Source organism: Pseudoxanthomonas sp. YR558 (assembly GCF_900116385.1).
Taxonomy (GTDB): Bacteria; Pseudomonadota; Gammaproteobacteria; order Xanthomonadales; family Xanthomonadaceae; genus Pseudoxanthomonas_A.
This window is the reverse complement of record NZ_FPCI01000001.1, coordinates 673,619-697,095: the sequence shown is the minus strand read 5'-3', so window position 1 is coordinate 697,095 and position 23,477 is coordinate 673,619. Positions and strand designations below refer to the sequence as shown.

Here is a 23,477-nt window from a genome sequence, read left to right as displayed (position 1 = left end):
GAGGGTGATGAGGCAAGATCCTTACGGGCGCTCGCAGTACGGGCAGGGCGGCGGGCGGCGGGGCGGAGGACTGGGCAACCTCCGCTGGATCATCCTGCTGGGGTTCCTGGTCTACGGCGGCTGCTATTACCTGAACAACCGCGTCGTCGATCCCTACACCGGCGAGAAGGTGCTGATCGACAACTCGATCGGCGTGGAAGAAGAGAAGGCGCTGGGCCTGCAGGCCTATGAGGAAATCCTGCAGCAGGAGCAGCCGGTCGATCCCAATTCGCAGATCGCCCAGCAGGTGCGCACCATCGCCCAGCGGCTGATCGCGAAAATCCCCGAGGTCGAGGCCGCCATCGCGGCGGAGAAGGGCACCCAGCCCAGCGGCAACTGGAAGTCCTTCGAATGGGACGTCAACGTCATCCAGTCCGACCAGGCCAACGCGTTCTGCCTGCCCGGCGGCAAGATGGCCGTCTATACGGGCCTGATCCCGGTGGCGAAGAATGCCGACGCCGTGGCGGTGGTGATGGGCCACGAGATCGCCCACGCGCTGCTGCGTCACGGCGCCCAGCGCATGTCGCAGCAGAAGCTGACGCAGATCGGCCAGATGGCCGGGGCGATGAGCGGCATGGATCCGCAACAGCAGCAGATGGTCATGGCGGCGATGGGCTACGGCTACCTGCTGCCGTATGCACGCGAGCACGAGACACAGGCCGACGAAGTGGGCCTGATGCTGGCCGCGGCCGCCTGCTTCAACCCCGAGGAAGCCGTGCCGCTGTGGCAGCGCATGAGCGAAGCCAGCGGCGGCCAGGCCCCGCCGGAATTCTCGTCCACCCACCCGAATCCCGGCACGCGTATCCAGAACCTCACCGAGCTGATGCCCAAGGCGATGGCGTACCGCGCCAAGTTCTGCCCGCAGGGAGCGGCGAAGTGAAGGCGCTGGCCGGCGCATTCCTGCTGGCCGTCGCGACGGTCGGCGCACCGGCGCAGGCGGCGATCAAGGACGCGAAGCCGAATGGGTTTACCGTCGAGAACTCCGAATGGGTGCCTGTCAGTCCGCAGGTGGCCTATGCGGCGCTGGTGAACGATGTCGGCCGCTGGTGGCCAGCCGATCACACCTGGTGGGGCGATGCATCGAAGCTGTCCATCAGCGACAAAGTGGGCGGCTGCTTCTGTGAGATCAATGGCGCGCAGCAGGCTTGGCACATGACGGTGACCTTTACCGATCCGGGCAAGCTGATGCGCATGACCGGCGGCCTCGGCCCGTTGCAGGGCATGGGCCTGGACGGCGCGCTGGAATGGCGCTTCGTCGAAGAGAAAGGCGGCACCCGCATCACCCTGTGGTACCGCGCCGGCGGCTACACGCCGGACGACATGAGCACGTTCGCGCCCGTCGTGGACAAGGTGCAGGGCCTGCAACTGGGCGGGCTGGCCGCCTTTCTGCGCAAGGGCGCCGATAGCGCCCCACGCTGACAATCACTCCAACGTTCGAGGAAGGGAAGACCGCATGAGCATTCGTTTGTCGGAAAAGGACAGTGGCCGCACGCTGGGCAACATCTCGGAAGCGGACTTCCAGATGCTGGTGGACTACATGGAAGAGGAATCCTCCAAGGACCAGGACTACTACGTCGAACACACGGCCATCGATGCGCTGGAAAGCCTGGGTGCCAGCACCGATTTCGTGGCGCTGCTGCGCACGGCGGTGGGCGAGTCCGAAGGTGTCGACGTGGTGTGGGCGGCGGAGTAGGGCGAGCCATAAGGAGCGACGTCCATGTCCCACATCATCCCCATGCAACCCGTCCGCCACCTGCCGCGGGCGATCGCGTTCTACGAACAGTTGGGCTTCACGGTCGAGGACCGACGCGACGATTGGGGCTGGGCGAAGCTGCGTTGGGGCGAGTGCCGCGTGATGCTGGACCAGTCGATCAACGTGAACCCGGACGCGCCGCGCGGGGCCGTGCTGTACCTGTATCCCGATGATCTCGAGGCCTTCCACGCGCAGGCGCGTGCGAACGGCCTGGAGGTGCCCGCGCTGGATACCACGTTCTACGGCATGCGCGAGTTCCGGATCGACGATCCGGACGGCAATCGGTTGTGGATCGGGCAGGCGAACACGGCCTGACCTCTCAGCGCGAAGGATCGCGTTGGAAGAGAGTGTTCCCAACATGGGTACACCTCCCTTCCCACATGGAACCCCTGCCATGCCCGTACAGCGTGATCGTCCGTATGCCGGAATGAACTTCCACGTCGACCTCGGCCTGGGGGATGGGCCCGACGGGGGTGTGGCCGAGGTGCTGTTCCCCGAAGCGCGGCTGCAGGTCAACGAATACCGCAACGGCAACGACAAGACGCCGGAAGCCATCAAGCTGTCCACGCTGACCCACTACGACAACCTGGTGCTGCGCCGGGGCGTGATCGGTTCGCTGGCGTGGTACCAGTGGTGGGACGAGGCCCGCAACGGCGGCGATGCTCGGCGTACGGTCGCCATCACGCTGCTGGACGAGCAAGGCAACCCGGTGATGCGCTGGCGCTTCCTGCGCGCGCGACCGGCGGCGTACACGCCTTCACCGATGGACGCGGCGCTGGGCGACACGCTGTTCGAAACGCTGGAGATCGCGTTCGAGCGCTTCGAAATGGAGTAGGAGTCAGTCCAGCGGCTCGCGCGGCGCGTCGCGCAGGTACTCCAGGACGAATCCGATAACCAGGCCGAACGCCGCGCAACCGAGCGCCATGGCGGCGGACGAAGGTTCCTTGCCCGTCAGGTGGAACAGGGCTGCGCCTGCCGCGATTCCCAGCAAGATCGGGACGACGAGGCGCGGCCTGGTCAGCACATCGCCCAGAAACCACGCGAACGGGTTCATGCAGAACTCCCGACGATCGACGCCGGAAGCATAGCCGGTGTGTTCAGAGCTTGCTGAAGACCGTCGCCGCGACCAGCAAGCCGAAGCCGGCGACCACCAGCCAGAACGCGTGCGGCGCCAGTACCGGCACGTAGCCGAACTTGGCAGCGATGCCGCCGCCGCCGAGCAGCAGCGCGATCAGCCAGACGCCGAAGGTGGGAGGGGTGAGTTTCATGCGGGAGCCTCGTGTGGATTCGGTGAGTGTGTCGGCGTGGGACCGGGATTCCGGTCAGAAACTCATGAACAGGCCGCCGTTGACCGGCAGGTTCGCGCCCGTGATGTAGCCGGCGTCGTCGGCGGTGAGGAAGGCGACCGCGCGCGCGATGTCGTCCGGCTGTCCGATGCGACCCACCGGGACGGCGGCGACGGTACGCTCGCGCACTTCGCCCGGCATGGCGGCCGTCATCGGGGTTTCCACGTAGCCGGGCGAGACGCTGTTGACGGTGACGCCCTTGCGTGCGACTTCACGTGCGAGCGACATCGAGAAACCGTGCAGGCCGGCCTTGGCCGCGGCGTAGTTCACCTGGCCGAAGTTGCCGGTCTGGCCGCTCACCGAACTGATGTTGACGATGCGACCGAAGCTGCGCGCCTGCATGCCGTCCACGACGTGGCGACAGAGATTGAACACGCTGTCCAGATTCACGCCTATCACGGCATCCCATTGCGCCCTGTCCATCTTACGCAGGGTGGCGTCGCGGGTGATGCCGGCATTGTTGACCAGGATGTCGAGCGCGCCATGCTGCGCTTCGACGCCTTGGACGAAAGCAGCGCAAGCGTCGAAGTCGGCTACGTCAACGGCGGCGTGTTCGATGTCGAGGCCGGCAGTTTCGGCGCGGAAGCGCTCAAGGCGCTCCGGGGCGGCAGGAAGGTCGGCGGCCACCACTTTGCGTCCTGCACGTGCCAGTGCCTGGCTGATGGCCAGGCCCAGGCCGCCCAAGCCACCGGTGACTACCGCGATGCGTTGTGTCATGAAGAATTCCTGTGTCGCGGACTAAAAAAAGGCCCGCGCAAGGTGCGCGGGCCGGGTTTCACTACAGGGTGTCTCAGCGTGCGCGCGTCTTAGGCGTCTCGCGCTGCGGTTGTTCCTTCGGCTTGACCGTCGTCGGGCGGCCCAGGCCGCCGCTAAGGTTGCGCTGGAATTCCTGCCACAGCTCGAGGTTGCGCTCGGTCAGCTGGTTCATCATGGTCCACGGGGTCTGGCCCAGCAGGTTGCCCATCTGGCTGCGGAACTGCTGCTGCTGCTCCATGAACAGCTGCATGCTGCGCTCCAGGTAGTTGCCCATGAAGCCCTGCAGGGAGTCGCCGTAGAAACGGATGATCTGGCTCAGCAACTGGGTGGACAGGACGGGCTCGCCATCCTGCTCCTGCTCGCTGATGATCTGCAGCAGCACGGTGCGGGTCAGGTCGTTGCCGGTCTTGGCGTCGCGGACTTCGAAATCCTCGCCGTCGACGATCAGCTGGCGCACGTCCTCGATGGTGATGTAGCTGGAGATCTCGGTGTCGTACAGACGACGGTTGGGGTACTTCTTGATGATGCGGATCGCAGCCATTGAGTCTTCGCTCTAAACGCGTATGGCGGCAGCATGACGCAGCGCAACAGCCCTTGCAACAGGCCACAAGGCAGGGACTCCCTGTTCAGGCAAAGGAAAAATGCTGCGCAGCATCGAAACGGACGACGCCCCTAGCGGGGCGTCGTGGGAAACGGTCTAGGCTCGGCGGATGGGCTTACCAGCCCATGTGGTGGCCACCGTTGATATCGAGGTTGGAGCCGGTGATCCAGCTGGCCTGTTCGTCCACCAGGAAGGCCACGGCGTAGGCGATTTCCTCCGGCTTGCCCAGGCGGCCGGTGGGAATGTCAGCCGCAATCTTGGCGCGTACTTCCTCCGGCACCGCCATCACCATGTCGGTGGCGACATAGCCGGGCGAGACGGTGTTGACCGTGATGCCGAGCTTGGCGTTCTCGCGTGCCAGCGAAATGGTGAAGCCGTGCATGCCGGCCTTCGCCGCGGCGTAGTTGGCCTGCCCATACTGGCCCTTCAGGCCGTTGATCGAGCTGATCTGGATGATGCGGCCCCACTTGCGGTCACGCATGCCATCGATCACCGGACGAGTGACGTTGAACACCGAGTTGAGATTGGTGTTGATGACGTCGCCCCACTGCGTGGCCGACATCTTGTGGAAGGTGCCGTCGCGGGTGATGCCGGCGTTGTTGACCAGCACTTCGACCGGGCCGAGCGTCTGCTCGACTTCCTTCACCATCGCCTGCGCTTCGTCGGGCGACGTCACATCGCCCTTGACCAGCGCGATGTCGTAGCCATCGGCCTTCATCTGCGCCTGCCACGCACGCGCCTTCTCTTCGTTGCGGTAATTGGTGGCGACCTTGTGGCCCATGTCGGCCAGCTTCTTGCAGATGGCGGTACCGATACCTCCGGTGCCGCCGGTGACCAGGGCGACGCGCGCTGTCATATGGGAGATCTCCTTGGACCGTCGCAAGCCGACGGCCCTTCGATTCTAGACAGCGCCTGCGACAGGTTTGTTGTGCGCTGCAGCGAACGTCATATGTGTCACTTTCGGCAGCGCATCCGCTTGGAAATGCCGCTGCGCGGACGCGAGTGCCGCCGCGACCGACGGAGCACCGGCTAGTGCGCCGGCGGGCTGGCCCAGTGCCGTCCACGCCGCCCGCAGCGCGGGTAAGGGGGCGTCATCGTCTATCGGTAGCGCAGCCATGGACTTGGACAGCTTTTGTCCGTCCACATCGACGATCAGCGGCAGGTGCAGGTAACGCGGCGTGGGCAAGCCCAGGGCGCGCTGCAGCAGGATCTGCCGGGGCGTGGAATCGAGCAGGTCCGCGCCGCGCACCACGTCGGTGATGGTCTGGTCGGCGTCGTCGACCACGACGGCCAGCTGATAGGCCCAGAAGCCATCCGCGCGCCGCAGGACGACATCGCCCACCTCCCGGTCCACGGTCTGTTCGACGAAGCCCTGCAGGCCATCCACGAAAGCCACGCGACTGTCGTCGGCTACCCGCATGCGAATGGCGGGCGGGCGCGCCGGGTCGTGGGCGACGCAGGCGCGATGGATGCCGCCGACGGCCGCCAGGTCGGTGCGGCTGCAACGGCATTCGAAGGCGGCACCTTCAGCCAGGAGCTGTCCTAGCGCGTCGGCGTAACGGTCATGGCGCCGGTTCTGCCAGACGACGGGCAAGTCGGAGGTCATGCCGAACGCGGCCAGCGTCGCGAGCTGCGCCTGAGCAGCACCGGGGACCTCGCGTGGTGGATCGAGGTCTTCCACGCGAATGAGCCACTCCCCACGGTGATGGCGCGCCAACAGCCAGCTGCCCAGTGCGGCCACCAATGAGCCGAAATGCAGTCGGCCGGTAGGCGAGGGCGCGAAGCGTCCGCGATACGTGAGGTGGGGATCGGTCTCGGTCATTCGTCGGAAAGAAAGGAAAGCTGAACCACGTAGTCAGGCAGTTGCTTGAATTCACGTGTCCGCAACCGCAGTTCTGCGTCCGTATACCTTCGCATATTCTCCCGGAGCTCCTGTCGTGTTCACGCGTGTCGCGCTGTTCCTCGCCACCAATCTCGCTGTCCTGGTCCTGGCGGGTGTCGTCATGTCCCTGCTGGGCGTCAACCCCAACCAAATGGGGGGCCTGCTGGTGATGGCGGCGGTGTTCGGTTTCGGTGGCTCGTTGATTTCGCTGCTGACGTCGAAGTGGATGGCCAAACGTGCCACCGGCGCGCAGGTGATCGAACAGCCGCGCAACGATGCCGAACGCTGGCTGGTGTCCACTGTGCAACGCCAGGCGCAGGCGGCCGGCATCGGCATGCCGGAGGTCGCGATCTACGACGCGCCCGAGATCAATGCCTTCGCCACTGGCGCCAATCGCAACAATGCGCTGGTGGCCGTGTCCACGGGCCTGCTGCGCTCGATGAGTCGAGACGAGGCCGAAGCCGTGTTGGGCCATGAGGTCAGCCACGTCGCCAACGGCGACATGGTCACCATGGCGCTGCTGCAGGGCGTGCTGAACACCTTCGTCATCGTGCTGGCCCGCCTAGTGGGCGGCATCGTCGACAGCTTCCTGTCCGGTAACCGCGAAGGCGGCGGTCGCGGCTTCGGCTACTACATCATCGTGATGGTGCTGGAAGTGGTGTTCGGCCTGTTCGCGACGATGATCGCCATGTGGTTCTCGCGCCGCCGCGAGTTCCGCGCCGACCACGGTGGCGCATCGCTGGCGGGCCGCCAGAAGATGATCTCCGCGCTGGAGCGCCTGTCGCAGCAGCAGCGTCCCAGCACCTTGCCGGCGCAAGTCGAGGCGTTCGGCATCGCCGGTGGCATCGGCCAGGGCATGAAGAAGCTGTTCTTGAGCCATCCGCCGCTGGAAGAGCGCATCGCCGCGTTGCGTGCGCAGCAGGGCACCTTCGCCTGAACCGCTGCCCCGATGTCGTGAACGAGAAACCCGCCTTCCGGCGGGTTTTTTTTTCTTCGACCCGGAGCCGCAACGGCTTCAGCCGAAGTCGTAGTTCATCACCGGGCCTGGCGTGGCGAGGAAGTTGCCCTCCACGTAATCGACGCCCGTGGTGAACAGGAACGCCATCGTGGCGGCGTCCTGCACGTGCTCGGCAACCGTGAGGATACCCAGCGCCTGTGCGCGCTCGGCGATCTCGCGGATCTTCTGCTGGTGCTCCACTGTCTTGCCCAGGTCCTCGCTGAAGACGCGGTCGATCTTGAGGAAGGTCGGTTGGAAGTGCGAAAGCAGCTGGAACGAATCCAGGCCCGCGCCGAAGTGCTCCAGGCCCACCTGGCAGCCGAGTTTCGCGGCGGCGGCCTGGAAGGCTTGCGCCTGGCGCAGATGGGTGAACACCTTGGCCTCCGGCGTCTGCAGCCACAGGCGATCGCCGGGCACGTCGAGGGCCGCGAGCTGGCGGGCGATCATGTCGAGCAGGCGGTTGTCGGCGAACGACGCCGGACTGACCTTGACCACCATGCGGGTATCGTGGCCCGCGCGCTTGCGTTCGGCCAGGACCTCGATGGCGCGGTTCACGACCCAGCGATCGATATCGTCCAGCAGTCCGTTGTCTTCGGCGATGCCGATGAAGGATTGCGGCGGCACTACTTCGCCGTTCGTCTCCATCCGGAGAAGTGCTTCGTAGACCTCGCCCGGTTCACCCTGCAGGCTGACCATGGGCTGGAAGTAGAGGCGGAAACTCCCGTCCTGCAGCGCTTCCTGGATGCGCTTGACCCAGTTCTGCACACGTTCTTCCTCGGCACGGTCCACCGCGCCGGGGTCGAAGATCTCGATGCGGTTGCCGCCGAGGTTGGTGGCGGCCTGCAGGCAATCGGTGGCGCGCGTGAGTACCTGGCCGACGCTGGCGATCTTCTCGCCGATCTGCACGCCGCCAATGCTGGTCGTCACCGAAGCCGAACGGTCGCCCACGTTGAACACATGCGAGGCGTACGCCGCGCGCAGCTTGTCGGCCAGCGCTGCCGTGTGCGCATGGTTGCCGCGCAGCAGGACGGCGAACGTGCGTTCGCCGAAGCGGGCGGCGGTGCAGGCATCGTCGAGTTTTTCAGACAGGCGCGCGGCGAGGGCGGCCGCCAGCGCGTCGGCGGAGTCGATGCCCATGTCCTGCAGCAGGCGCTGGTAGTGGTCCGGTTCCAGCAACAGCAAGGCGTACTGGTCCTCGCCACGGGCGACCTGGGCCACCGCGGTTTCCAGCTCGCGCAGGAAGGTGGCGCGGTTCATCAGGCCGGTGACCATGTCGCGCTGGCGGAGATCCTCGACCTCGCGCGCCAGTTCCGGATCGAATTCCTCGCGGCGGCGGAACACCACCTGCACGCAGGGCTCGCCCTCGTAAGTGGCGGTGGCGAACTCCAGGGTGGCTGGAAAGCTGTCGCCGTCGATGCTGCGGGCTTCCAGCTCGAAGCGCGGCGGCGGCGGTTCGCCCTTGCTCAGCTTCTTCAGCAGGGCCTTGAAGTCGTTGACGTATTGCGGACCCACCAGGTCGAGCAGCGACAGGCCTTCGACGTCCTCGAAGGATTCGAAGCCGAACATCTCCAGGTAGGCGTCGTTCGCCCGGATATGCATGCCTTCGTGGATGTAGGCGATCGGGTCGCGCGAAGACGAGATCAGCGCATCGCAGCGACGCTCGGTTTCGCGCAGCTGGCCTTCCAGTCGGCGCTGGGAACGACGAGCATCCAGGTCGCCCCATTCGCGGCGCAGCACGGTGAGGACATGATCGAAGCGGCCGCGCAGCGCACTGGCGCGGGCGCCGGCGGCCTGGTCGGCCAGCAGGTCGGCTTCGCTCAGGCCGTCGGCCAGCACGATCACCGGGATGTCCTTGCCGCTGGCATCCACCTGGGACAGCACAGTGGCGAGCGGGATGCCCTTGGCCGACCGCGAGGCCAGCAGCAGGTCCATCGGTTGCGAGGCGACCATCTGCGCTAGTTCTGCCGGGTCCACCGGACGGAGCGGGCGGACGGCGATACCGCCATTGCGCAGCGCGGAGACGATCGCCTCGGCGTCCTCGGCGCTGTCGTCCACGAGGGTCAATCGAAGGGTGGTGTCTTTGCCGATCTGCATGCAGCGGGTCCGCCAGGGGTGCGGGTTTAATACACGAAGGGGCGCGGAGCGTCCAATGCGGGCGTCGCAGATGCGGCGCGCCGTCGCAGGTTTCCGTGCTTACAGCGGCCGCTTGCCGGTGTCGCCGGGGACCTCGCGCACCAGGCGCGGCACCAGGTAGCCGGACAGTCGCGAAGCAAGCGTGGCATGCAGTGAGCACGCTTGTTCGTCATCCACTTCGAAATGGGCGACGCCGGCGACGCGGTCGAGCTGGTGGAGGTAATACGGCAGCACGCCCGCCGCGAACCCGCGCTCACTCAGTGCCGCCAAGGCGTCCACGCTGTCGTTCACGCCCTTGAGCAGCACGGCTTGATTGAGCAACTGTACGCCGGCGGCGCGCAGGCGGCCGAGCGCGGCGTCCACGGCAGGGTCGAATTCGTTGGCATGGTTGGCATGCACCACCAGGACGACCGGCCAGGGCAGGGCCGCGAGCCAAGCCAGCAGGCCGTCGTCGACGCGCTCGGGCAGCACGATGGGCAGGCGGCTATGGATGCGCAGGCGGCGCAGGTGCGGGATGTCGGCCAGCGCATTCGTCAGTTCGGCCAGCTTGCCGTTGGACAGCGACAGCGGATCGCCCCCGGACAGCAGGACTTCCTCGACGGACGCGTCACCCCGGATCAGGTCCACCGCCTCGCGCCAGCCTTCACGCGCGGCGGTTTCCTCGGCATACGGGAAGTGGCGGCGGAAGCAGTAGCGGCAGTTGATCGCGCAACTGCCGGTGGCCACCAGCAGGGCCCGGCCGCGGTATTTCTGGAGGACGCCGGTGCCGGTGCGGGCCGCAGCGTCGCCCACGGCATCCAGGCCGTAGCCGGGGGTCGGCTTCATCTCGTCGTCGAGCGGCAGCACCTGGCGCAGCAGGGGGTCATGCGGGTCGCCATGGCGCATGCGGGCCACGAAGCCTCGCGGCACGCGCAACGGGAACTGCGCCGCGGCTTCATCCGACAGACGTGGGACCAGGGACGCGAGTCCGAGCAGGTCCAGCAGCTCGCGCGGGTCGCGCACGGCATCCCGCATGGCCTGCTGCCAGCGGGCGGGCTGCAGCGCGGCAGGCTGTCGGGGGTCGGGGGCTGCGGTTATCATGTCGGGTCTGAAAACAAGCGCCCGCCGGGTCCGGCGGGCTCCCCATTCTATCCGGCCGGCCGTGTCCCGCGGCGGGTTTGTCTTACCCAAGGAGTTTATCCATGGCCAGTTACGGCATGAACGATGTCAAGAACGGGATGAAGATCCTGATCAACAACGAGCCGGCGATCATCAGCGATACCGAGTACGTGAAGCCGGGCAAGGGCCAGGCGTTCACCCGCGTGAAATACCGCCTGATCAAGAGCGGTCGCGTGCAGGAAATCACCATGAAGAGCACCGACTCGGTCGAGGCGGCGGACGTGGTGGATACCGACATGCAGTACCTGTATTCCGACGGCGAGTACTGGCACTTCATGCAGCAGGAGACCTTCGAGCAGGTGCAGGCCGACAAGGCCGGCATGGCGGGCGCCGAGAAGTGGCTGAAGGGCGAGGAAGACTGCGTGGTGACCCTGTGGAACGGCAACCCGATCCAGGTGACCCCGCCGAACTTCGTCGAGCTGCAGATCACCGAGACCGACCCGGGCGTGAAGGGCGATACCGCCGGTACAGGCGGCAAGCCGGCCACGCTGGAAACCGGCGCCGTCGTGCGCGTGCCGCTGTTCGTCGGCCAGGAAGAGATCATCAAGGTCGACACCCGCACCGGCGAATACGTCAGCCGCGTGAAGTGATGGAACAGCTCGCGCTCTACCTCGGCGTCTGGGCCGTCGGCGTATTGATCGCCGGACTGGGCGTGATGCTGTGCTGGAACGCAACCCTGCCGCGGCTGTTCCCCAGCGTGCCGCGGCTGGGCTATGGACGTGCCCTGGCCTTGATGCTGCTGTGCTGGCTGCTGTTCGGCGCCGGCGCCATCGGCCTGAGCTACACGCTGGGATTCTGAGCCGAGGCCCCATGAGCGACCGCACCCCAGAAGCCTGCGACCTGTTGATCGAAGCCGGTTTCGTGGTGCCGGTCGTCCCGCACGGGGTCGTGCTGGAAGACCACGCGGTCGCCGTCACCGGCGGCCGCATCGTGGCGATCCTGCCGGTGCGCGAGGCGCGGACGCGTTTCGCGCCGCGGGAGACGGTGTCGCGCCCGGACGCGGCACTGATCCCCGGCCTGGTGAATGCGCACACGCACAACCCGATGACGCTGCTGCGCGGCGTCGCCGACGACCTGCCGCTGAAGGTCTGGCTGCAGGAGCACATCTGGCCGATCGAGGGTGCGGTGATCGGTCCGGACTTCGTGGCCGACGGCATCACCCTGGCCATCGCCGAAATGCTTCGCGGCGGCACCACCTGCGTCAACGAGAACTATTTCTTCCCGGACGTGCAGGCGGCCACCTACAAGCGATACGGGTTCCGTGCGCGCGTGGGCCTGCCGGTGATCGATTTCCCGACCGCGTGGGCGACATCGGACGATGAATACTTCGAAAAGGCCGGCGAGGTCCACGACCAGTGGCGCGACGATGCGCTGATCGCGACCGCGTTCGCCCCGCATGCGCCGTACACGGTCAACGACGCCAACTTCGAACGCGTCCGCATGCTGTCCGACCAGCTCGACGTGCCGGTACACCTGCACCTGCATGAGACGGCGCAGGAAGTGGAACAGTCGATCGAGAAGCACGGCCAACGCCCGATCGCGCGCCTGGACCGGCTGGGCTTGGTCAACGACCGCCTGATCGCCATCCACATGACCCAGCTGACGGACGCCGAGATCCATCTCTGTGCCGAACGCGGCGTCAGCGTGGTGCATTGCCCGGAATCCAACCTCAAGCTCGCCTCGGGCTTCTGCCCGGCGTGCGCGCTGGAGCGGGCGGGCGTGAACCTGGCAGTCGGCACCGATGGCTGCGCCAGCAACAACGACCTGGACATGTTCAGCGAAACGCGCACCGCTGCGCTGCTGGCCAAGGCGGTGGCCCAGGATGCGGCCGCGCTGGATGCGTTCAGCGCGCTGCGCGCGGCCACGCTGGGTGGCGCTAAGGCGATCGGGTTCGATGATCGTGTCGGCTCCATCGAGCCGGGCAAGGAGGCCGACCTGGTCTGCGTCGACCTGTCTGCGCTGGAGACCCAGCCGCTGCACCATGTGGTGTCCCAACTGATCTACGCGACGGGCCGCCAGCAGGTCAGCGACGTCTGGATCGCGGGCCGGCCGAAGCTGCTGCAGCGCACGCTGGTCGATATCGACATCGACGGCGTCATCGCGAATGCGCGCCAATGGCGCGAGCGGATCGCCGGGATCCGTCTTTCCTGAGCGATGTGTGACGGCGTCATGGCCGGCGTCGTCTTACAATGGCGCCATGACGACCTCGACTGCGCCCCGCGACGATAACTTCAGCCAGGCCGAACTCGACAAGTTCGGCGCGCTGGCCAACCGCTGGTGGGACCCGGACGGTCCCCAGAAGGCGCTGCATGCGCTCAACCCGGTCCGCGTGCAGTACGTGCGCGAGCGGGTGCGTCTTGCCGGTGCGGCCGCCCTGGACGTCGGCTGTGGCGGCGGCCTGCTGAGCGAAGCGCTGGCGCGCGAGGGTGCGCAGGTCACTGCGATCGACCTGGCGCCGGAACTGGTGAAAGTGGGGCGCTTGCACAAGCTGGAATCCGGCGTGCAGGTGGACTACCAACTGCGTTCGGTTGAATCGCTGGCCGAGGAGCGTCCCGGCAGCTTCGACGTGGTGACGTGCATGGAGATGCTGGAGCACGTGCCCGATCCGGCTTCGATCATCCGTGCCTGCCACACGCTGTTGAGGCCGGGTGGACGGTTGTTCCTGTCCACGCTCAACCGCACGCCTGCGGCGTTCGCGTTGGCGATCGTCGGCGCGGAGTACATCGCGCGCCTGCTGCCCAAGGGTACGCACCACTACCAGGAGTTCATCCGTCCTTCCGAGCTGGCCGGCTGGCTGCGCGAGGCGGGCTTCCAGGTCGAGGACGTGACCGGACTGGCTTACGAACCGTGGCGCCACCGCGCACGGCTGTCGTCGCGCACCGACGTGAACTACCTCGCCAGCGCGGTGAAGGCATGACCGTCGCGGAGTTCCCGCGCGCCGCGTTGTTCGACCTGGACGGCACCCTGCTCGACAGCGCGCCGGACATGCTGGCGACGGCCAACCGCATGCTGGCCGCGCGCGGCGCAGGACCGATGACACTCGACGTGCTGCGCCCGCACGTGTCCAAGGGCGCGCGCGCGATGCTCACCGCGGCATTCCCGGAGATGGAGCAGGGCCCCCGCGAGGCGTTGGTTCCCGAGTTCCTGGCGATCTACCAGGAAGAACTCGGCCGGCACAGCGTGCTGTTCGATGGCATCGCCGAGATGCTGACGGCGCTGGAAGCCGCGGGCAGCACCTGGGGCATCGTCACCAACAAGCCTGAGTACCTCGCGCGCGACATCCTGCCGCAGCTGGGGTGGGAGACCCGGTGCGCCGTACTGATCGGCGGCGACACGCTGGCCGAGAAGAAGCCGCACCCGTTGCCGCTGCAGGTCGCAGCCGAACGCATCGGCATCGCCATCGCCGACTGCGTGTACGTGGGGGATGACGAGCGCGACATCCAGTCGGCGCGTGCCGCCGGCATGCCGTCCATTGCGGCGCTGTGGGGATACCGGCAGGCGCATGAGGAGCCTGCGCAATGGCAGGCGGATGTCATGGTCGAGTTGCCCGCGGCCCTCATCGCACCGTCGGCCTGGCCCTCGATCCGGCCGTTGTAGGAGCGACGTAAGTCGCGACCGCACGGTTTCAGTGTTCAATTGTTTCAGCCGCGAATAGAGAACGTATTGCGTCCAGTCGCCCGTGCGCGCCAGCATCACGGTCGCGACTTACCAGTGCCGGCATGCCGGTACTACTCCTACAAGGTTTGATGGCATGTCCGACTCCGCCGCCCTCGACAGCTTCCTGGAAAAATGGCGCGCCCGATGGCCGGAATGGTCGGTCGCCGAAGTATTCGTTGCGCCTGCGCGGCGCGACATCGTGGTGGCATGGTTCGCGCTGCTGCAGGAATTCGAAGACGTACTGAACATCGCCGGCGATCCGCTGCCGGCGGATGCCAAGCTGGCCTGGTGGGGCGAGGAACTGCGCGGTTGGGCCGCGCAACGCTCGCGTCATCCGCTCGGCCGTCGCCTCGAACCGGTGCGCGCCGACTGGGCGCGGCTTGCCGATGCGTTGCCCACGCTGGCAGAAGCGCGCGCGGTAGCGCCGGATCGCGACGCATGCTTCGCCTCGTTGTCGTGCTACGGCGAAGCGGTCGCTGCCGTGGAAAACGGGGTGCTGGGGCGCATGCCCGCCTCGCAGGCCATCGTCGCGGAGATGCTGGCTGCCCGCTTGATGGAGGTCGGCGGCGCGGCCGTACCGGTGAACCTGCGGCAAGGCGCGGATGAAGTGGGCAAGCTCCGGGCCTGGGCCACCGCGCTGCTCGAAGCCTGGCCCCCGCGCGACGGCGCGCGCGAGCGTCGCCTGCTGTCCTCCTATGTGCATGGGCGGCTTCTCCGTTTCGCACGCAGGGGCGAACCTGCGCCGCTGCCGTCGCAGGCGTCGCTGTTGTTCACCGGCTGGCGCGCCGCGCGTGGCGGCTGAACACGCTGCCTATCGTCGCGATAGCCTGCGAAAGGCGTCGTAACGGACTGTTTCATCTGGTGATTCGGGGCAGGGGGTACAATGCGCGCCATCACTCCCCCGTGTACGACGATGACTTCCTCGCTCCCCGTGGCGCCCCGCGCCGACCTTCCCGACGTCGCCCACCAGCGCGTGCCGCTGGCGCGTCCGCTGGACTGGGTGGGCATGGAGAACATCGCGCTGCCGGTCCGCATTCCGGACGGGCAGGGCGGTCAGCTGCAGGTAGCGGCGAGCATCGATCTTTCGGTGAACCTGGCCAATGCCGACGCGCGTGGCATCCACATGTCCCGGCTTTACCTGGAACTGCAGGATGGCCTGGCGCGTGAAGCCATCACCCCGGCCGGTCTGCGCCATCTGCTGCAGACCAGTGTCGATTCCCAGGCCGGCCTGGCCACGCAGGCGCGCCTGCGCATCCGCTACGAAGCGCTGCTGCAGCGGAAGGCGCTGGAGAGCGACTACGCCGGCTGGAAGCGTTACCCGGTCGAAATCGAGGCCACGCTCGCCGACGGCCACCTGATCCTGGCACTGGCGTTCTCCGTCGAGTACTCCAGCACCTGCCCGGCGTCGGCTGCGCTGTCCCGCCAAGCCAATGCCGAGCGGTTCACCGAGGACTTCGCCGCGGCGCATCCGCTGTCGGTCAACGTGGTGCATGACTGGCTCGCCTCCGAGCGCGGGCTGGCCGCCACGCCGCATGCGCAGCGCAGTCGCGCCAGCGTGCGCGTCGAGTTGCGTCCGCAGTTCGATGAACTCCCGTTGGTGGCCCTGGTCGATGCGCTCGAAGCCGCGCTGGCCACGCCCGTGCAGACGGCCGTCAAGCGCGTGGACGAACAGGCGTTCGCCCGTCTCAACGCCGAAAACCTGATGTTCTGCGAAGACGCTGCCCGTCGCGTGGCGTCGGTGCTGGCCGGCGATGCGCGCATCGCCCGCTACGACGCCACCGTCGCGCACTACGAAAGCCTGCACCCGCACGATGCGGTCGCCCGGGTCAGCGGCAGCAACGACTGAGGCCTCGGTTGCCGGATGTGGGAGCGACGTAAGTCGCGATCGCTCACAAAGCAAAGCTTCGCGACTTACGTCGCTCGCACAACGGCAGGGTGGGTCACTTCCCGCGCTCCAGCACCAGCAGCGGGTCCACGCGCACGTCGAATCGCGCCCACCAGAATCAGAAGCGTCATGGGCCATCAACGCGCCGCAGCGCGCCCGTGGGGCGAACAACGGGTTTCTACTTCCCGCGTTCGAGCACAAGAAGCGGGTCGATGCGCACGTCGAACCGCGCCCACCAGAATCAGAAGCGTCATGGGCCATCAACGCGCCGCAGCGCGCCCGTGGGGCGAACAACGGGTTTCTACTTCCCGCGTTCGAGCACAAGCAGCGGGTCGATGCGCACGTCGAACCAATTCATCCCCCAGTGCAGATGCGGCCCCGTGGCGCGTCCGGTGGCGCCGACCGCGCCGATGACCTGGCCGGGTTCGATGCGATCCCCCACCTTCACGTCGATGCGCGACAGGTGCAGGAAGTTCGAGCTGATCCCGTAACCGTGATCGAGCAGCACCGTGCCGCCCGTCAGATACAAGTCCGGTGCGGCAAACGTCGCCACGCCACCGGCGGGCGCCTTCACCGGCGTGCCGGTGGGAGCGGCGATGTCCATGCCTGAATGACCGGCGCCCGGCTGACCGTTATAGACGCGGGCATTGCCGAAGCGGCCGCTGATGCGGCCCTGTACAGGCCACTGGAAGGGCTGGGCGAAATCGGTGCGCTCGTCGTCGCGGAGGCGTGCGGCGGTGACCAGGGCCTGTTCGCGTTCGATGCGTGCGGCGATCTCGGGGGGCGGGTTCACCGTCTTCGGCGGCACGCCGTTGACGTGTTCGACCGGCCAGTCGCGCGGGGTGACGGTAATGTCGGCAACGATTTCCGCCACATCATGGCTGGGAGGGCCGGGGAGGATCACGCCCACCCGTATCGTGCCCTGCTCGTCGCGGCCGACACCGAATACTACGGTGCCGTAGCCGCTGACACGCAGCGTGCGTCCTGCGTAGTGCACCGTGCTGCCTGGCGGCACCTTGCCGAAGACCAAGGCGCCTTGCGAAACAGTCGCGGGGAAGACGACGCGCATATCTGCCACGGGTGGCGCAGCGACGTCCTGAGCCGCCGCGCGCGGCATACCGCCCATGCAGATCGCGGCCAGCAACGCCGCGACCGCCCACTTCAACGCGCGAACTCCAGGCGCTGGCCGTTGGGCGTGCCGACCAGATGTTCGCCGTTCCAGACCATGCGGCCATTGACCCAGGTGGCGCCGATCCGCGAGCGGAACGTGCGGCCTTCGAACGGCGACCAGCCAACCTTGGACAGCACGTCCTCGCGCTTCACAGTGAAAGGTTCGTCGTCGATCAACACGAGATCAGCGAAGTAGCCTTCGCGCAGGTAGCCGCGTTCCTTCACGTCGAACAGCTGCGCGGGTGCGTGCGCGAACTTCTGCACCACGCGGGTGACGTCCATGCGCTTCTCGTGGACCAGCTCCAGGGCGGCCACCAGCGCGTACTGCACCAGCGGCAGACCGGAGGGCGCCTGCACGTAGGGCTTTTCCTTTTCTTCCAGCGTGTGCGGGGCGTGATCGGTGGCGAGCACGTCGATCACATCCTCCACCAGCGCCTTGATCAGCGCTTCGCGGTCGCTGGCGTCCTTGATGGCGGGATTGCACTTGATCAAGTTGCCCAGCGCCGCGTAATCCGCGCGGTCGAAGCGCAGGAAGTGGATGCAGGTTTCCGCGGTGATGCGCTTGCGCGCACCGTCCGGGTGCACCAGCGGGCCCGGCGTGAACAATGCCAGCTCATCGGCGGTGGAGATATGCAGCACGTGCAGGCGGGTACCGTGCTTGCGCGCCAGCGACATCGCCAGTCGCGTGGATTTGATGCAGGCCTCGCGGCTGCGGATGTCCGGGTGGTGTTCTGCACTGAGCGCATCGCCGTACTTGGCCTGGAACGCCGCCAGGTTGGCGTCGATCATCGGCGTGTCTTCGCAGTGCGTGATGATCGGCGTGGGCGCTTCGCGGAAGATCGCGTCCAGGGTGTCGGGGTTGTCGACCAGCATGTTGCCGGTGGACGCGCCCATGAATACCTTGATGCCCGGCGCGGTCTTCGGGTCGAGCGTGCGGATCGCCTCCAGGTTGTCGTTGCTGGCGCCCATGTAGAAGCCGTAGTTGCCCCAGGCCCGGCCCTTGGCGCGCTGGTACTTGTCCTCCAGCGCGGCGGCGTCCAGCGTCGGCGGGCTGGTGTTGGGCATGTCCATGAAGGTGGTGAGGCCGCCCGCGACCGCGGCGGCGGACTCGGTGGCCATGTCGCCCTTGTGCGGCATGCCCGGTTCGCGGAAATGCACCTGGTCGTCGATCATCCCCGGCAGCAGCAGGCGGCCTGCGGCGTCGATCACGGTGTCCTCGCCCTGGGGGCGGATCTCGGCGGCGATGCGGGCGATGCGGCCGTTCTCGATCCGCAGGTCACCCTCGGTGACGCGGCCTTCGTTGACCAGGCGGGCGTTGACGATGACGGTGGCGGGCATCAGGGGTTCCTGGAAGGGCGGGGGGAGGGGGCGTGCGCATGGCCGCACGACGACGGTACAGGATCGTGGCCGCCCGGGTGCAACGGATGGCAGCGGCCGATCCGACGGATCGCCAGCCAGCCGCCCTTCAGCGGACCGAAGCGGCCGATGGCTTCCATGGCGTACTCCGAGCAGGAGGGCACGAAGCGGCAGCGGGGCCCCAGCAGCGGGCTGATGAAGCGCTTGTATCCCTTCAGCAACAGGATGAGCAGGCGGGAGAGCATGGACCCGATGATAACGCGTCGGGTTGCCGCTGCCTCCCGGGTAGGCTATAAAAGCGCGCTTTCCCGATGCTCGGGAAGAACAAGGAAGCGCTGTTCGTGGCTGCAAAGAAACCTGCGAAGAAGGCCGCCAAGGCCGCCAAGAAACCCGCTCAGACCGTCGCCAAGAAGCCTGTCGTGAAGAAGGCTGTCGCCAAGAAACCGGCTCCCAAGCCGGCGGCGAAGAAAGCGGCTCCCAAGCCTGTCGCCAAGAAGCCCGTCGCCAAGCCTGTCGCCAAGAAGGCGGCACCGGTGAAGAAGCCGGCTGCCAAGCCGGTGGCGAAGAAGGCTGCGCCGGTCAAGAAAGCGGCCGCCAAGCCCGTCGTCGCCAAGAAGCCCGTGCCGGCCGCCAAGCCTGTCGCCAAGGCGGCGCCGGTGAAGGCACCGGCCAAGGCCACGAAACCCGCTCCTGCCAAGCCCGCACCGAAGCCTGCCGCCAAGCCGGCTCCGGCAAAGTCCGCCCCCACCGCGGCTGCGACCAAGTCCCCCGCCCCGACGCCTGCCCCCAAGGCAGCTGCCGCGGCTCCGGCCCCCGCCGCCAAGGTTCCGTCCCCCCCGAAGCCTGTGCCAGTCCCGAAATCCAATAGCAAACCCGCCAAAGCCCCGACTCCCGCCGCAGCTCCCGTGAGCACGCGTCCCGCCGTCACCCCTCGCCCCGTGGGCAAGGTCGCGGTGGCCGTGGCCGCCAAGCCTGCCGCGCCGGTCGTGCGCGGCAAGGTGAAAGAAGTGCCCTACAAGACCGACGAAGCCACCGGTCGTCCGATCGTGCCGACCGGCTACAAGCCCTCGCCCGAAGAGGAGTACATGAGCGCGTTGCAGCTCGAGTACTTCCGCCAGCGCCTGCTCCAGTGGCGTGCCGACCTGGTCGAGGAATCCAAGCAGACCATCGAGAACCTCAAGGATGAAGTCCGCGACATCGGCGATGAAGCCGAGCGCGCGACCCGCGAGACGGAGAACTCGCTGGAGCTGCGCACCCGCGACCGCTACCGCAAGCTGATCGGCAAGATCGACAGTACGCTGAAGCGCTTGGAGGGTGGCGATTACGGCTACTGCGTCGACACCGGCGAAGAGATCGGCCTCGATCGCCTCGAAGCCCGTCTGACCGCCGAACGCACCATCGACGCCCAGGAGCGTTGGGAGCACCTGCAGAAGCAGCAGGGTGACTGAGTCCGGCGTTCTCCGCGCACGAAAAACCCCGCCTCGGCGGGGTTTTTCTTTTCTCCAGCGCTGATATCCAAGTTACTGGAGGTCCCGGAGGTCCAAGCGCCGCAGGCGAGGCGCTTTCCAAGCGGTGATGCCGGCCACCGACAGGATGGCGAAGCCGCCGATGATCACCGCAGGCACCAGCCCGAGCAGTTTGGCCATCGTGCCGGCGTAGAACGCGCCGAGTTCGTTCGACGAGCTGACGAAGATGCCGTTGATCGACGAGACGCGCCCGCGCATTTCATCCGGCGTGGACAGCTGCAGGATCGTCGAGCGCACAACCACCGACACCCCGTCGCACATGCCGTAGAACAGCAGGATCGCTGCGGATAGCCAGAAGCTGCGCGACAGGCCGAATGCGATCACGCTCAGGCCGAAGCCCAGCACCGCAAACAGCAGCACGCGGCCCGCATGCTTCTGCAGCGGATGGCGCGCCAGCCAGAGGCCGACGCAGATTGTGCCTAGCGCGGGGGCTCCTCGCAGGATGCCAAAGCCACCGGCGTCGTGATGGAGGACATCCAGGATGAAGGCAGGCAGCATCGCCACCACACCGCCCAACAGTACCGAAAACATGTCGAGCGCCATGGCGCCTAGCATGATCTGGTTGCTCCACACGAAGCGGGCACCCTCGGCAATGCTTCGGAAGATGGGTAGGCTGACCTTCGGTGGACCCAGCTCCTTCACCCGCAGGCGCATCAGGACCAGTCCCGCCAGACCCGCCAGCACCGTCGCAATCCCGAAAGGCAATTGCACGCCACCCAGTTTGATCAATGCGCCACCTATAAACGGGCCAACCACCAGTGCCGTCTGAAACGCAACACTGCCAAGACTGGCGCCGCGCACAAAATCCGTGCGATCCAGGACACGCGCGAACAAGGCGTTGTAGACCGGGCTCAGGAACGAACGCGCAACGCCGGTCAGGGCAATGGCCGCATAGATGGGCCAGGTACCTCGGATCAGTAGCCAGCCGCTTGTGAACGCCACCAGCGTCAACGCCGTCAGGGCCAAGGCCCCGCATGCGGCCATGCCGACGTGGCGACGAGGCAGATGATCAACCAGGTAGCCCGCGAACGGCGCCACGCAGAAGAACGGCAGGACTTCGGCCAATCCGATCAAGCCCAGCGAAAATGGATCGTGAGTCAGTTCGTAGATATGCCAGCCGACGGTGACCGCGACGATCTGGTACGACAGCAGCGCGCAGATGCGATACGCGAGTACCGCCGCATAGCCGCGATTGCGCAGCAGCGAGAAGGCGGAGGGCGTCCGGCTGTCGCTCACTTCGTGTTGGCGGCCGTCTCGCGGATGAAGGCCAGCAGCGACGCAAGGCCGTTGCTGCGGGTGGGCGAGAGATGCTTGGCCAGTCCGATATCGGCGATGTAGTCCGGCGTGGTCTCCAGGATCTCGGCGGCCGAACGCCCCGAATAGACGCGCAGAGCCAGGAAGATCAGGCCCGAGACGATCGCCGAGTCGCTGATGGCATGGAAATCCAGCTTCGCCGCATCACCCTCGGGCACGATCCAGACCATCGACTGGCAGCCGAGCAGGCGATGCTCCTCGCGCTTCCAATCGTCCGGGAACGGCGGCAGCTTGCGGCCCAGGTCGATCAGGTACTGGTAGCGTTCGGACCAGTCGCCGAAGAAGGCGAATTCGTCCTTGATCGCCGCCTGTGCGTCGGCGGCGGTCGGTTCGAGCGGGAAGATGGTGTCGGTCATGGGAGTTCCGGAAGCGCGGCGTCGCCGGCTTCCTGATGGGTATGGATCAGGCCCGCTTCCAGCGTACGCCCTGCGGCGTGTCTTCCAGCAGGATGCCTTCTGCAGCGAGCTGATCGCGGATCGCGTCGGAACGCGCGAAGTCGCGTGACTGCTTCGCGGCCGCGCGTTCGTCGATCAGCGCCTGGATGCGCGCATCGTCGTCGCCGGACGTGCCGCGACCGAACCATTCGGCAGGATCCTGCTGCAGCAGCCCCAGCACGCGCCCTGCGCCTACCAGCTCTGCCTTCAGGCGTTGCCGATCGCCTGCCGTCGTCGCCTTGCGGGCGTCGGCGGCGATGCGGGCGACTTCCGCCAGCGCGAGCGGGGTGTTGAGGTCGTCATCCAGCGCGTCCTCGATGGTCTGCGGGGTGTCGGCATCGACAGTGACATCGCCGAGGTCGCGCAACGTGCCGTAGAGGCGGTCCAGGGTGTTCTTCGATTGCTCCACCAGCGCCTCGGACCAGTCCAGCGGCTGCCGGTAGTGGGCGGAGAGCAGGGCGTAGCGCAGCGCTTCCGGCGGATGCTGCTGCAGCAGGTCGTGGACCTTCTCGATGTTACCCAGCGACTTGCTCATCTTGGCGCCGCCGAAGTTCAGCATGCCGTTGTGCAGCCAGAACCGCGCGAACGTCTTGTGCGAGCCGTCGGCGTGCTTGTGCGCGCATTCGCTCTGCGCCACTTCGTTCTCATGGTGCGGGAACTGCAGGTCCACGCCACCGGCATGGATGTCGATGGTTTCGCCCAGGTGGGCGGCGGCCATCGCTGAGCATTCGATGTGCCAGCCCGGGCGGCCAACGCCCCAAGGAGATTTCCAGCCCGGCAGGTCCGGTGTGGACGGTTTCCACAACACGAAGTCGCCCGGGTCGCGCTTGTAGGGCGCTACTTCCACCCGGGCGCCGGCCAGCATTTCCTCTGGATCACGACCCGAAAGCTTGCCGTACTCGGCGAAGCTGGCCACCGCGAACAGCACGTGGCCCTCAGCGGCGTACGCATGTCCACCCGCGATCAACTGCTCGATCATCGCGATGATGTGCGGGATATGGGCGGTCGCCTCCGGCTCGATGTCCGGGGAGAACTCGCCCGTCACGCCCAGTCCGGCCATGTCCTCGCGGTAGGCGGCGGCATAACGGTCGGTGATCACCGAGATCGCCACGCCGAGTTCCTTGGCCGCGGCATTGATCTTGTCGTCCACGTCGGTGATGTTGCGCGCATAACGCAGCTGGCCGAACCGTCGGCGAAGCAAGGCCGCCAGCACGCCGAAGACCACCGGGCCGCGTGCATTGCCGATATGGACGTAGTTGTAGACGGTGGGCCCGCAGACGTACATCGTGGGGCAGGCAGGATCGAGCGGCGCGAACGGCTCGACCCGGCGCGTCAGATTGTTGTGCAGGCGCAGGGTCATGGGCGTGGGGCAGGGGGTACGCGACGATTCTACCGCCTGCGCCGAGGACGGGCACTCGACAGCGTCCGTGGGGCCGATGTTCAGCCCCACTCAAGGCGCGATGTCTACAC

27 protein-coding genes and 1 pseudogene are annotated in these 23,477 nt (G+C 66.8%); 14 read left to right on the top strand and 14 right to left on the bottom strand.

The annotated features are described in order from the left end of the window. Positions 1-7 precede the first annotated feature (7 nt). From BM365_RS03215 to BM365_RS03195, 5 genes are all read left to right on the top strand, one after another. Positions 8-919 (top strand): M48 family metallopeptidase, encoded by a 912-nt coding sequence (locus tag BM365_RS03215; RefSeq protein ID WP_093486546.1) that lies wholly within the window; start codon positions 8-10, stop codon positions 917-919. Further along, positions 916-1,458 (top strand): SRPBCC family protein, encoded by a 543-nt coding sequence (locus BM365_RS03210; protein WP_233210772.1) that lies wholly within the window; start codon positions 916-918, stop codon positions 1,456-1,458. The genes BM365_RS03215 and BM365_RS03210 overlap by 4 nt, the downstream gene beginning before the upstream one ends. 34 nt (positions 1,459-1,492) lie before the next feature. Continuing rightward, complete coding sequence (locus tag BM365_RS03205) at positions 1,493-1,732, top strand: hypothetical protein (RefSeq protein ID WP_093486544.1); 240 nt, start codon at positions 1,493-1,495, stop codon at positions 1,730-1,732. Between the two features lie 24 nt (positions 1,733-1,756). Next, complete coding sequence (locus tag BM365_RS03200) at positions 1,757-2,107, top strand: VOC family protein (protein ID WP_093486542.1); 351 nt, start codon at positions 1,757-1,759, stop codon at positions 2,105-2,107. A 79-nt stretch (positions 2,108-2,186) separates the two neighbouring features. After that, positions 2,187-2,627 (top strand): phage tail protein, encoded by a 441-nt coding sequence (locus tag BM365_RS03195; protein WP_158253455.1) that lies wholly within the window; start codon positions 2,187-2,189, stop codon positions 2,625-2,627. A gap of 3 nt (positions 2,628-2,630) precedes the next feature. Here the strand turns inward: BM365_RS03195 and BM365_RS03190 are convergent, their stop codons facing one another. The 6 genes from BM365_RS03190 to gluQRS all read right to left on the bottom strand — a co-directional run bounded on the left by BM365_RS03190 (position 2,631) and on the right by gluQRS (position 6,317). Continuing rightward, positions 2,631-2,846, bottom strand: a complete 216-nt coding sequence (locus BM365_RS03190) for a hypothetical protein (protein ID WP_093486538.1) — start codon at positions 2,844-2,846, stop codon at positions 2,631-2,633. Positions 2,847-2,889: 43 nt separating this feature from the next. Continuing rightward, the gene (locus tag BM365_RS17940; RefSeq protein ID WP_155944648.1) at positions 2,890-3,060 is read right to left on the bottom strand and encodes a hypothetical protein; all 171 of its coding nucleotides are present in this window, start codon (positions 3,058-3,060) and stop codon (positions 2,890-2,892) included. A 54-nt stretch (positions 3,061-3,114) separates the two neighbouring features. Then, positions 3,115-3,855, bottom strand: a complete 741-nt coding sequence (gene phbB / locus BM365_RS03185) for an acetoacetyl-CoA reductase (protein WP_093486536.1) — start codon at positions 3,853-3,855, stop codon at positions 3,115-3,117. A gap of 73 nt (positions 3,856-3,928) precedes the next feature. Then, positions 3,929-4,435 (bottom strand): polyhydroxyalkanoate synthesis repressor PhaR, encoded by a 507-nt coding sequence (gene phaR, locus BM365_RS03180; RefSeq protein ID WP_093486534.1) that lies wholly within the window; start codon positions 4,433-4,435, stop codon positions 3,929-3,931. A 175-nt stretch (positions 4,436-4,610) separates the two neighbouring features. Beyond that, complete coding sequence (locus BM365_RS03175) at positions 4,611-5,351, bottom strand: beta-ketoacyl-ACP reductase (protein WP_093486532.1); 741 nt, start codon at positions 5,349-5,351, stop codon at positions 4,611-4,613. 45 nt (positions 5,352-5,396) lie between these two features. Continuing rightward, complete coding sequence (gene gluQRS / locus BM365_RS03170) at positions 5,397-6,317, bottom strand: tRNA glutamyl-Q(34) synthetase GluQRS (protein WP_093486530.1); 921 nt, start codon at positions 6,315-6,317, stop codon at positions 5,397-5,399. Between the two features lie 115 nt (positions 6,318-6,432). Here gluQRS and htpX point away from each other — a divergent pair, with 115 nt between their 5' ends. Continuing rightward, on the top strand, positions 6,433-7,314 hold the full coding sequence (gene htpX, locus BM365_RS03165; RefSeq protein WP_093486527.1) for a protease HtpX: 882 nt from the start codon (positions 6,433-6,435) through the stop codon (positions 7,312-7,314). A 78-nt stretch (positions 7,315-7,392) separates the two neighbouring features. On the opposite strand, the gene BM365_RS03160 is transcribed toward htpX, so the two are convergent. Both BM365_RS03160 and epmB read right to left on the bottom strand, forming a co-directional pair. Next, complete coding sequence (locus BM365_RS03160; protein WP_093486525.1) at positions 7,393-9,468, bottom strand: EAL domain-containing response regulator; 2,076 nt, start codon at positions 9,466-9,468, stop codon at positions 7,393-7,395. 99 nt (positions 9,469-9,567) lie between these two features. Then, complete coding sequence (epmB, locus tag BM365_RS03155) at positions 9,568-10,587, bottom strand: EF-P beta-lysylation protein EpmB (RefSeq protein ID WP_093486523.1); 1,020 nt, start codon at positions 10,585-10,587, stop codon at positions 9,568-9,570. A gap of 101 nt (positions 10,588-10,688) precedes the next feature. On the opposite strand from epmB, the gene efp reads away from it, so the two are divergent. The 7 genes from efp (at position 10,689) to folE2 (ending at position 16,168) form a co-directional block, all read left to right on the top strand. Beyond that, entirely contained in the window at positions 10,689-11,255 is a 567-nt protein-coding gene (gene efp / locus BM365_RS03150; RefSeq protein WP_093486521.1) for an elongation factor P, read from the top strand. After that, positions 11,255-11,464 carry a hypothetical protein gene (locus BM365_RS03145; protein WP_093486519.1) on the top strand — a complete coding sequence of 70 codons (210 nt, stop codon included), beginning with the start codon at positions 11,255-11,257 and terminating at the stop codon, positions 11,462-11,464. The genes efp and BM365_RS03145 overlap by 1 nt, the downstream gene beginning before the upstream one ends. An 11-nt stretch (positions 11,465-11,475) precedes the next feature. Further along, positions 11,476-12,816, top strand: coding sequence for a TRZ/ATZ family hydrolase (locus BM365_RS03140; protein WP_093486517.1), 1,341 nt, complete (start codon positions 11,476-11,478; stop codon positions 12,814-12,816). A 46-nt stretch (positions 12,817-12,862) separates the two neighbouring features. Further along, on the top strand, positions 12,863-13,582 hold the full coding sequence (gene ubiG, locus BM365_RS03135; protein WP_093486515.1) for a bifunctional 2-polyprenyl-6-hydroxyphenol methylase/3-demethylubiquinol 3-O-methyltransferase UbiG: 720 nt from the start codon (positions 12,863-12,865) through the stop codon (positions 13,580-13,582). Continuing rightward, a complete protein-coding gene (locus tag BM365_RS03130) occupies positions 13,579-14,262 on the top strand; it encodes a phosphoglycolate phosphatase (RefSeq protein WP_093486513.1) in 684 nt (227 codons plus the stop codon). Before ubiG ends, BM365_RS03130 begins: the two co-directional genes overlap by 4 nt. Positions 14,263-14,416: 154 nt before the next feature. Beyond that, positions 14,417-15,124 (top strand): isoprenoid biosynthesis enzyme family protein, encoded by a 708-nt coding sequence (locus tag BM365_RS18295; protein WP_343124170.1) that lies wholly within the window; start codon positions 14,417-14,419, stop codon positions 15,122-15,124. Between the two features lie 111 nt (positions 15,125-15,235). Continuing rightward, positions 15,236-16,168 (top strand): GTP cyclohydrolase FolE2, encoded by a 933-nt coding sequence (gene folE2, locus BM365_RS03120; protein ID WP_093486511.1) that lies wholly within the window; start codon positions 15,236-15,238, stop codon positions 16,166-16,168. A 340-nt stretch (positions 16,169-16,508) separates the two neighbouring features. On the opposite strand, the pseudogene BM365_RS03115 reads toward folE2, so the two are convergent. The 3 genes and pseudogenes from BM365_RS03115 to yidD form a co-directional block, all read right to left on the bottom strand. After that, a pseudogene (locus tag BM365_RS03115) lies at positions 16,509-17,270 on the bottom strand (M23 family metallopeptidase); the annotation flags it as partial. 98 nt (positions 17,271-17,368) lie between these two features. Next, a complete protein-coding gene (locus BM365_RS03110; protein WP_093486507.1) occupies positions 17,369-18,715 on the bottom strand; it encodes a dihydroorotase in 1,347 nt (448 codons plus the stop codon). Further along, on the bottom strand, positions 18,715-18,978 hold the full coding sequence (yidD, locus tag BM365_RS03105) for a membrane protein insertion efficiency factor YidD (protein ID WP_093297360.1): 264 nt from the start codon (positions 18,976-18,978) through the stop codon (positions 18,715-18,717). The genes BM365_RS03110 and yidD overlap by 1 nt, the downstream gene beginning before the upstream one ends. A gap of 96 nt (positions 18,979-19,074) precedes the next feature. Between yidD and dksA the strand changes: the two genes are divergently transcribed. Further along, entirely contained in the window at positions 19,075-20,181 is a 1,107-nt protein-coding gene (gene dksA / locus BM365_RS03100; protein WP_093489429.1) for an RNA polymerase-binding protein DksA, read from the top strand. Between the two features lie 72 nt (positions 20,182-20,253). On the opposite strand, the gene BM365_RS03095 is transcribed toward dksA, so the two are convergent. Genes BM365_RS03095 through cysS form a run of 3 tightly spaced genes read right to left on the bottom strand, consistent with a single transcriptional unit; the run spans position 20,254 to position 23,367 of the window. Then, positions 20,254-21,495 carry an MFS transporter gene (locus tag BM365_RS03095; RefSeq protein ID WP_093486505.1) on the bottom strand — a complete coding sequence of 414 codons (1,242 nt, stop codon included), beginning with the start codon at positions 21,493-21,495 and terminating at the stop codon, positions 20,254-20,256. After that, on the bottom strand, positions 21,492-21,929 hold the full coding sequence (locus BM365_RS03090) for a SufE family protein (protein WP_093486503.1): 438 nt from the start codon (positions 21,927-21,929) through the stop codon (positions 21,492-21,494). The genes BM365_RS03095 and BM365_RS03090 overlap by 4 nt, the downstream gene beginning before the upstream one ends. Positions 21,930-21,975: 46 nt before the next feature. Continuing rightward, positions 21,976-23,367, bottom strand: a complete 1,392-nt coding sequence (cysS, locus tag BM365_RS03085; protein ID WP_093486501.1) for a cysteine--tRNA ligase — start codon at positions 23,365-23,367, stop codon at positions 21,976-21,978. Positions 23,368-23,477: the final 110 nt, after the last annotated feature.

Excerpts from the sequence above, each read along its gene's own strand:
- ubiG (WP_093486515.1), top strand. The coding sequence starts at position 12,863 with ATGACGACCTCGACTGCGCCCCGCGACGATAACTTCAGCCAGGCCGAA.
- BM365_RS03175 (WP_093486532.1), bottom strand. The coding sequence starts at position 5,351 with ATGACAGCGCGCGTCGCCCTGGTCACCGGCGGCACCGGAGGTATCGGT.
- BM365_RS03200 (WP_093486542.1), top strand. The coding sequence starts at position 1,757 with ATGTCCCACATCATCCCCATGCAACCCGTCCGCCACCTGCCGCGGGCG.
- BM365_RS18295 (WP_343124170.1), top strand. The coding sequence starts at position 14,417 with ATGTCCGACTCCGCCGCCCTCGACAGCTTCCTGGAAAAATGGCGCGCC.
- BM365_RS03205 (WP_093486544.1), top strand. The coding sequence starts at position 1,493 with ATGAGCATTCGTTTGTCGGAAAAGGACAGTGGCCGCACGCTGGGCAAC.
- epmB (WP_093486523.1), bottom strand. The coding sequence starts at position 10,587 with ATGATAACCGCAGCCCCCGACCCCCGACAGCCTGCCGCGCTGCAGCCC.
- folE2 (WP_093486511.1), top strand. The coding sequence starts at position 15,236 with ATGACTTCCTCGCTCCCCGTGGCGCCCCGCGCCGACCTTCCCGACGTC.
- gluQRS (WP_093486530.1), bottom strand. The coding sequence starts at position 6,317 with ATGACCGAGACCGATCCCCACCTCACGTATCGCGGACGCTTCGCGCCC.
- efp (WP_093486521.1), top strand. The coding sequence starts at position 10,689 with ATGGCCAGTTACGGCATGAACGATGTCAAGAACGGGATGAAGATCCTG.
- BM365_RS03160 (WP_093486525.1), bottom strand. The coding sequence starts at position 9,468 with ATGCAGATCGGCAAAGACACCACCCTTCGATTGACCCTCGTGGACGAC.
- phaR (WP_093486534.1), bottom strand. The coding sequence starts at position 4,435 with ATGGCTGCGATCCGCATCATCAAGAAGTACCCCAACCGTCGTCTGTAC.
- yidD (WP_093297360.1), bottom strand. The coding sequence starts at position 18,978 with ATGCTCTCCCGCCTGCTCATCCTGTTGCTGAAGGGATACAAGCGCTTC.
- BM365_RS03130 (WP_093486513.1), top strand. The coding sequence starts at position 13,579 with ATGACCGTCGCGGAGTTCCCGCGCGCCGCGTTGTTCGACCTGGACGGC.
- BM365_RS03090 (WP_093486503.1), bottom strand. The coding sequence starts at position 21,929 with ATGACCGACACCATCTTCCCGCTCGAACCGACCGCCGCCGACGCACAG.
- BM365_RS03110 (WP_093486507.1), bottom strand. The coding sequence starts at position 18,715 with ATGCCCGCCACCGTCATCGTCAACGCCCGCCTGGTCAACGAAGGCCGC.
- BM365_RS03145 (WP_093486519.1), top strand. The coding sequence starts at position 11,255 with ATGGAACAGCTCGCGCTCTACCTCGGCGTCTGGGCCGTCGGCGTATTG.
- BM365_RS03190 (WP_093486538.1), bottom strand. The coding sequence starts at position 2,846 with ATGAACCCGTTCGCGTGGTTTCTGGGCGATGTGCTGACCAGGCCGCGC.
- BM365_RS03215 (WP_093486546.1), top strand. The coding sequence starts at position 8 with ATGAGGCAAGATCCTTACGGGCGCTCGCAGTACGGGCAGGGCGGCGGG.
- cysS (WP_093486501.1), bottom strand. The coding sequence starts at position 23,367 with ATGACCCTGCGCCTGCACAACAATCTGACGCGCCGGGTCGAGCCGTTC.
- phbB (WP_093486536.1), bottom strand. The coding sequence starts at position 3,855 with ATGACACAACGCATCGCGGTAGTCACCGGTGGCTTGGGCGGCCTGGGC.
- BM365_RS03140 (WP_093486517.1), top strand. The coding sequence starts at position 11,476 with ATGAGCGACCGCACCCCAGAAGCCTGCGACCTGTTGATCGAAGCCGGT.
- BM365_RS17940 (WP_155944648.1), bottom strand. The coding sequence starts at position 3,060 with ATGAAACTCACCCCTCCCACCTTCGGCGTCTGGCTGATCGCGCTGCTG.
- BM365_RS03195 (WP_158253455.1), top strand. The coding sequence starts at position 2,187 with ATGCCCGTACAGCGTGATCGTCCGTATGCCGGAATGAACTTCCACGTC.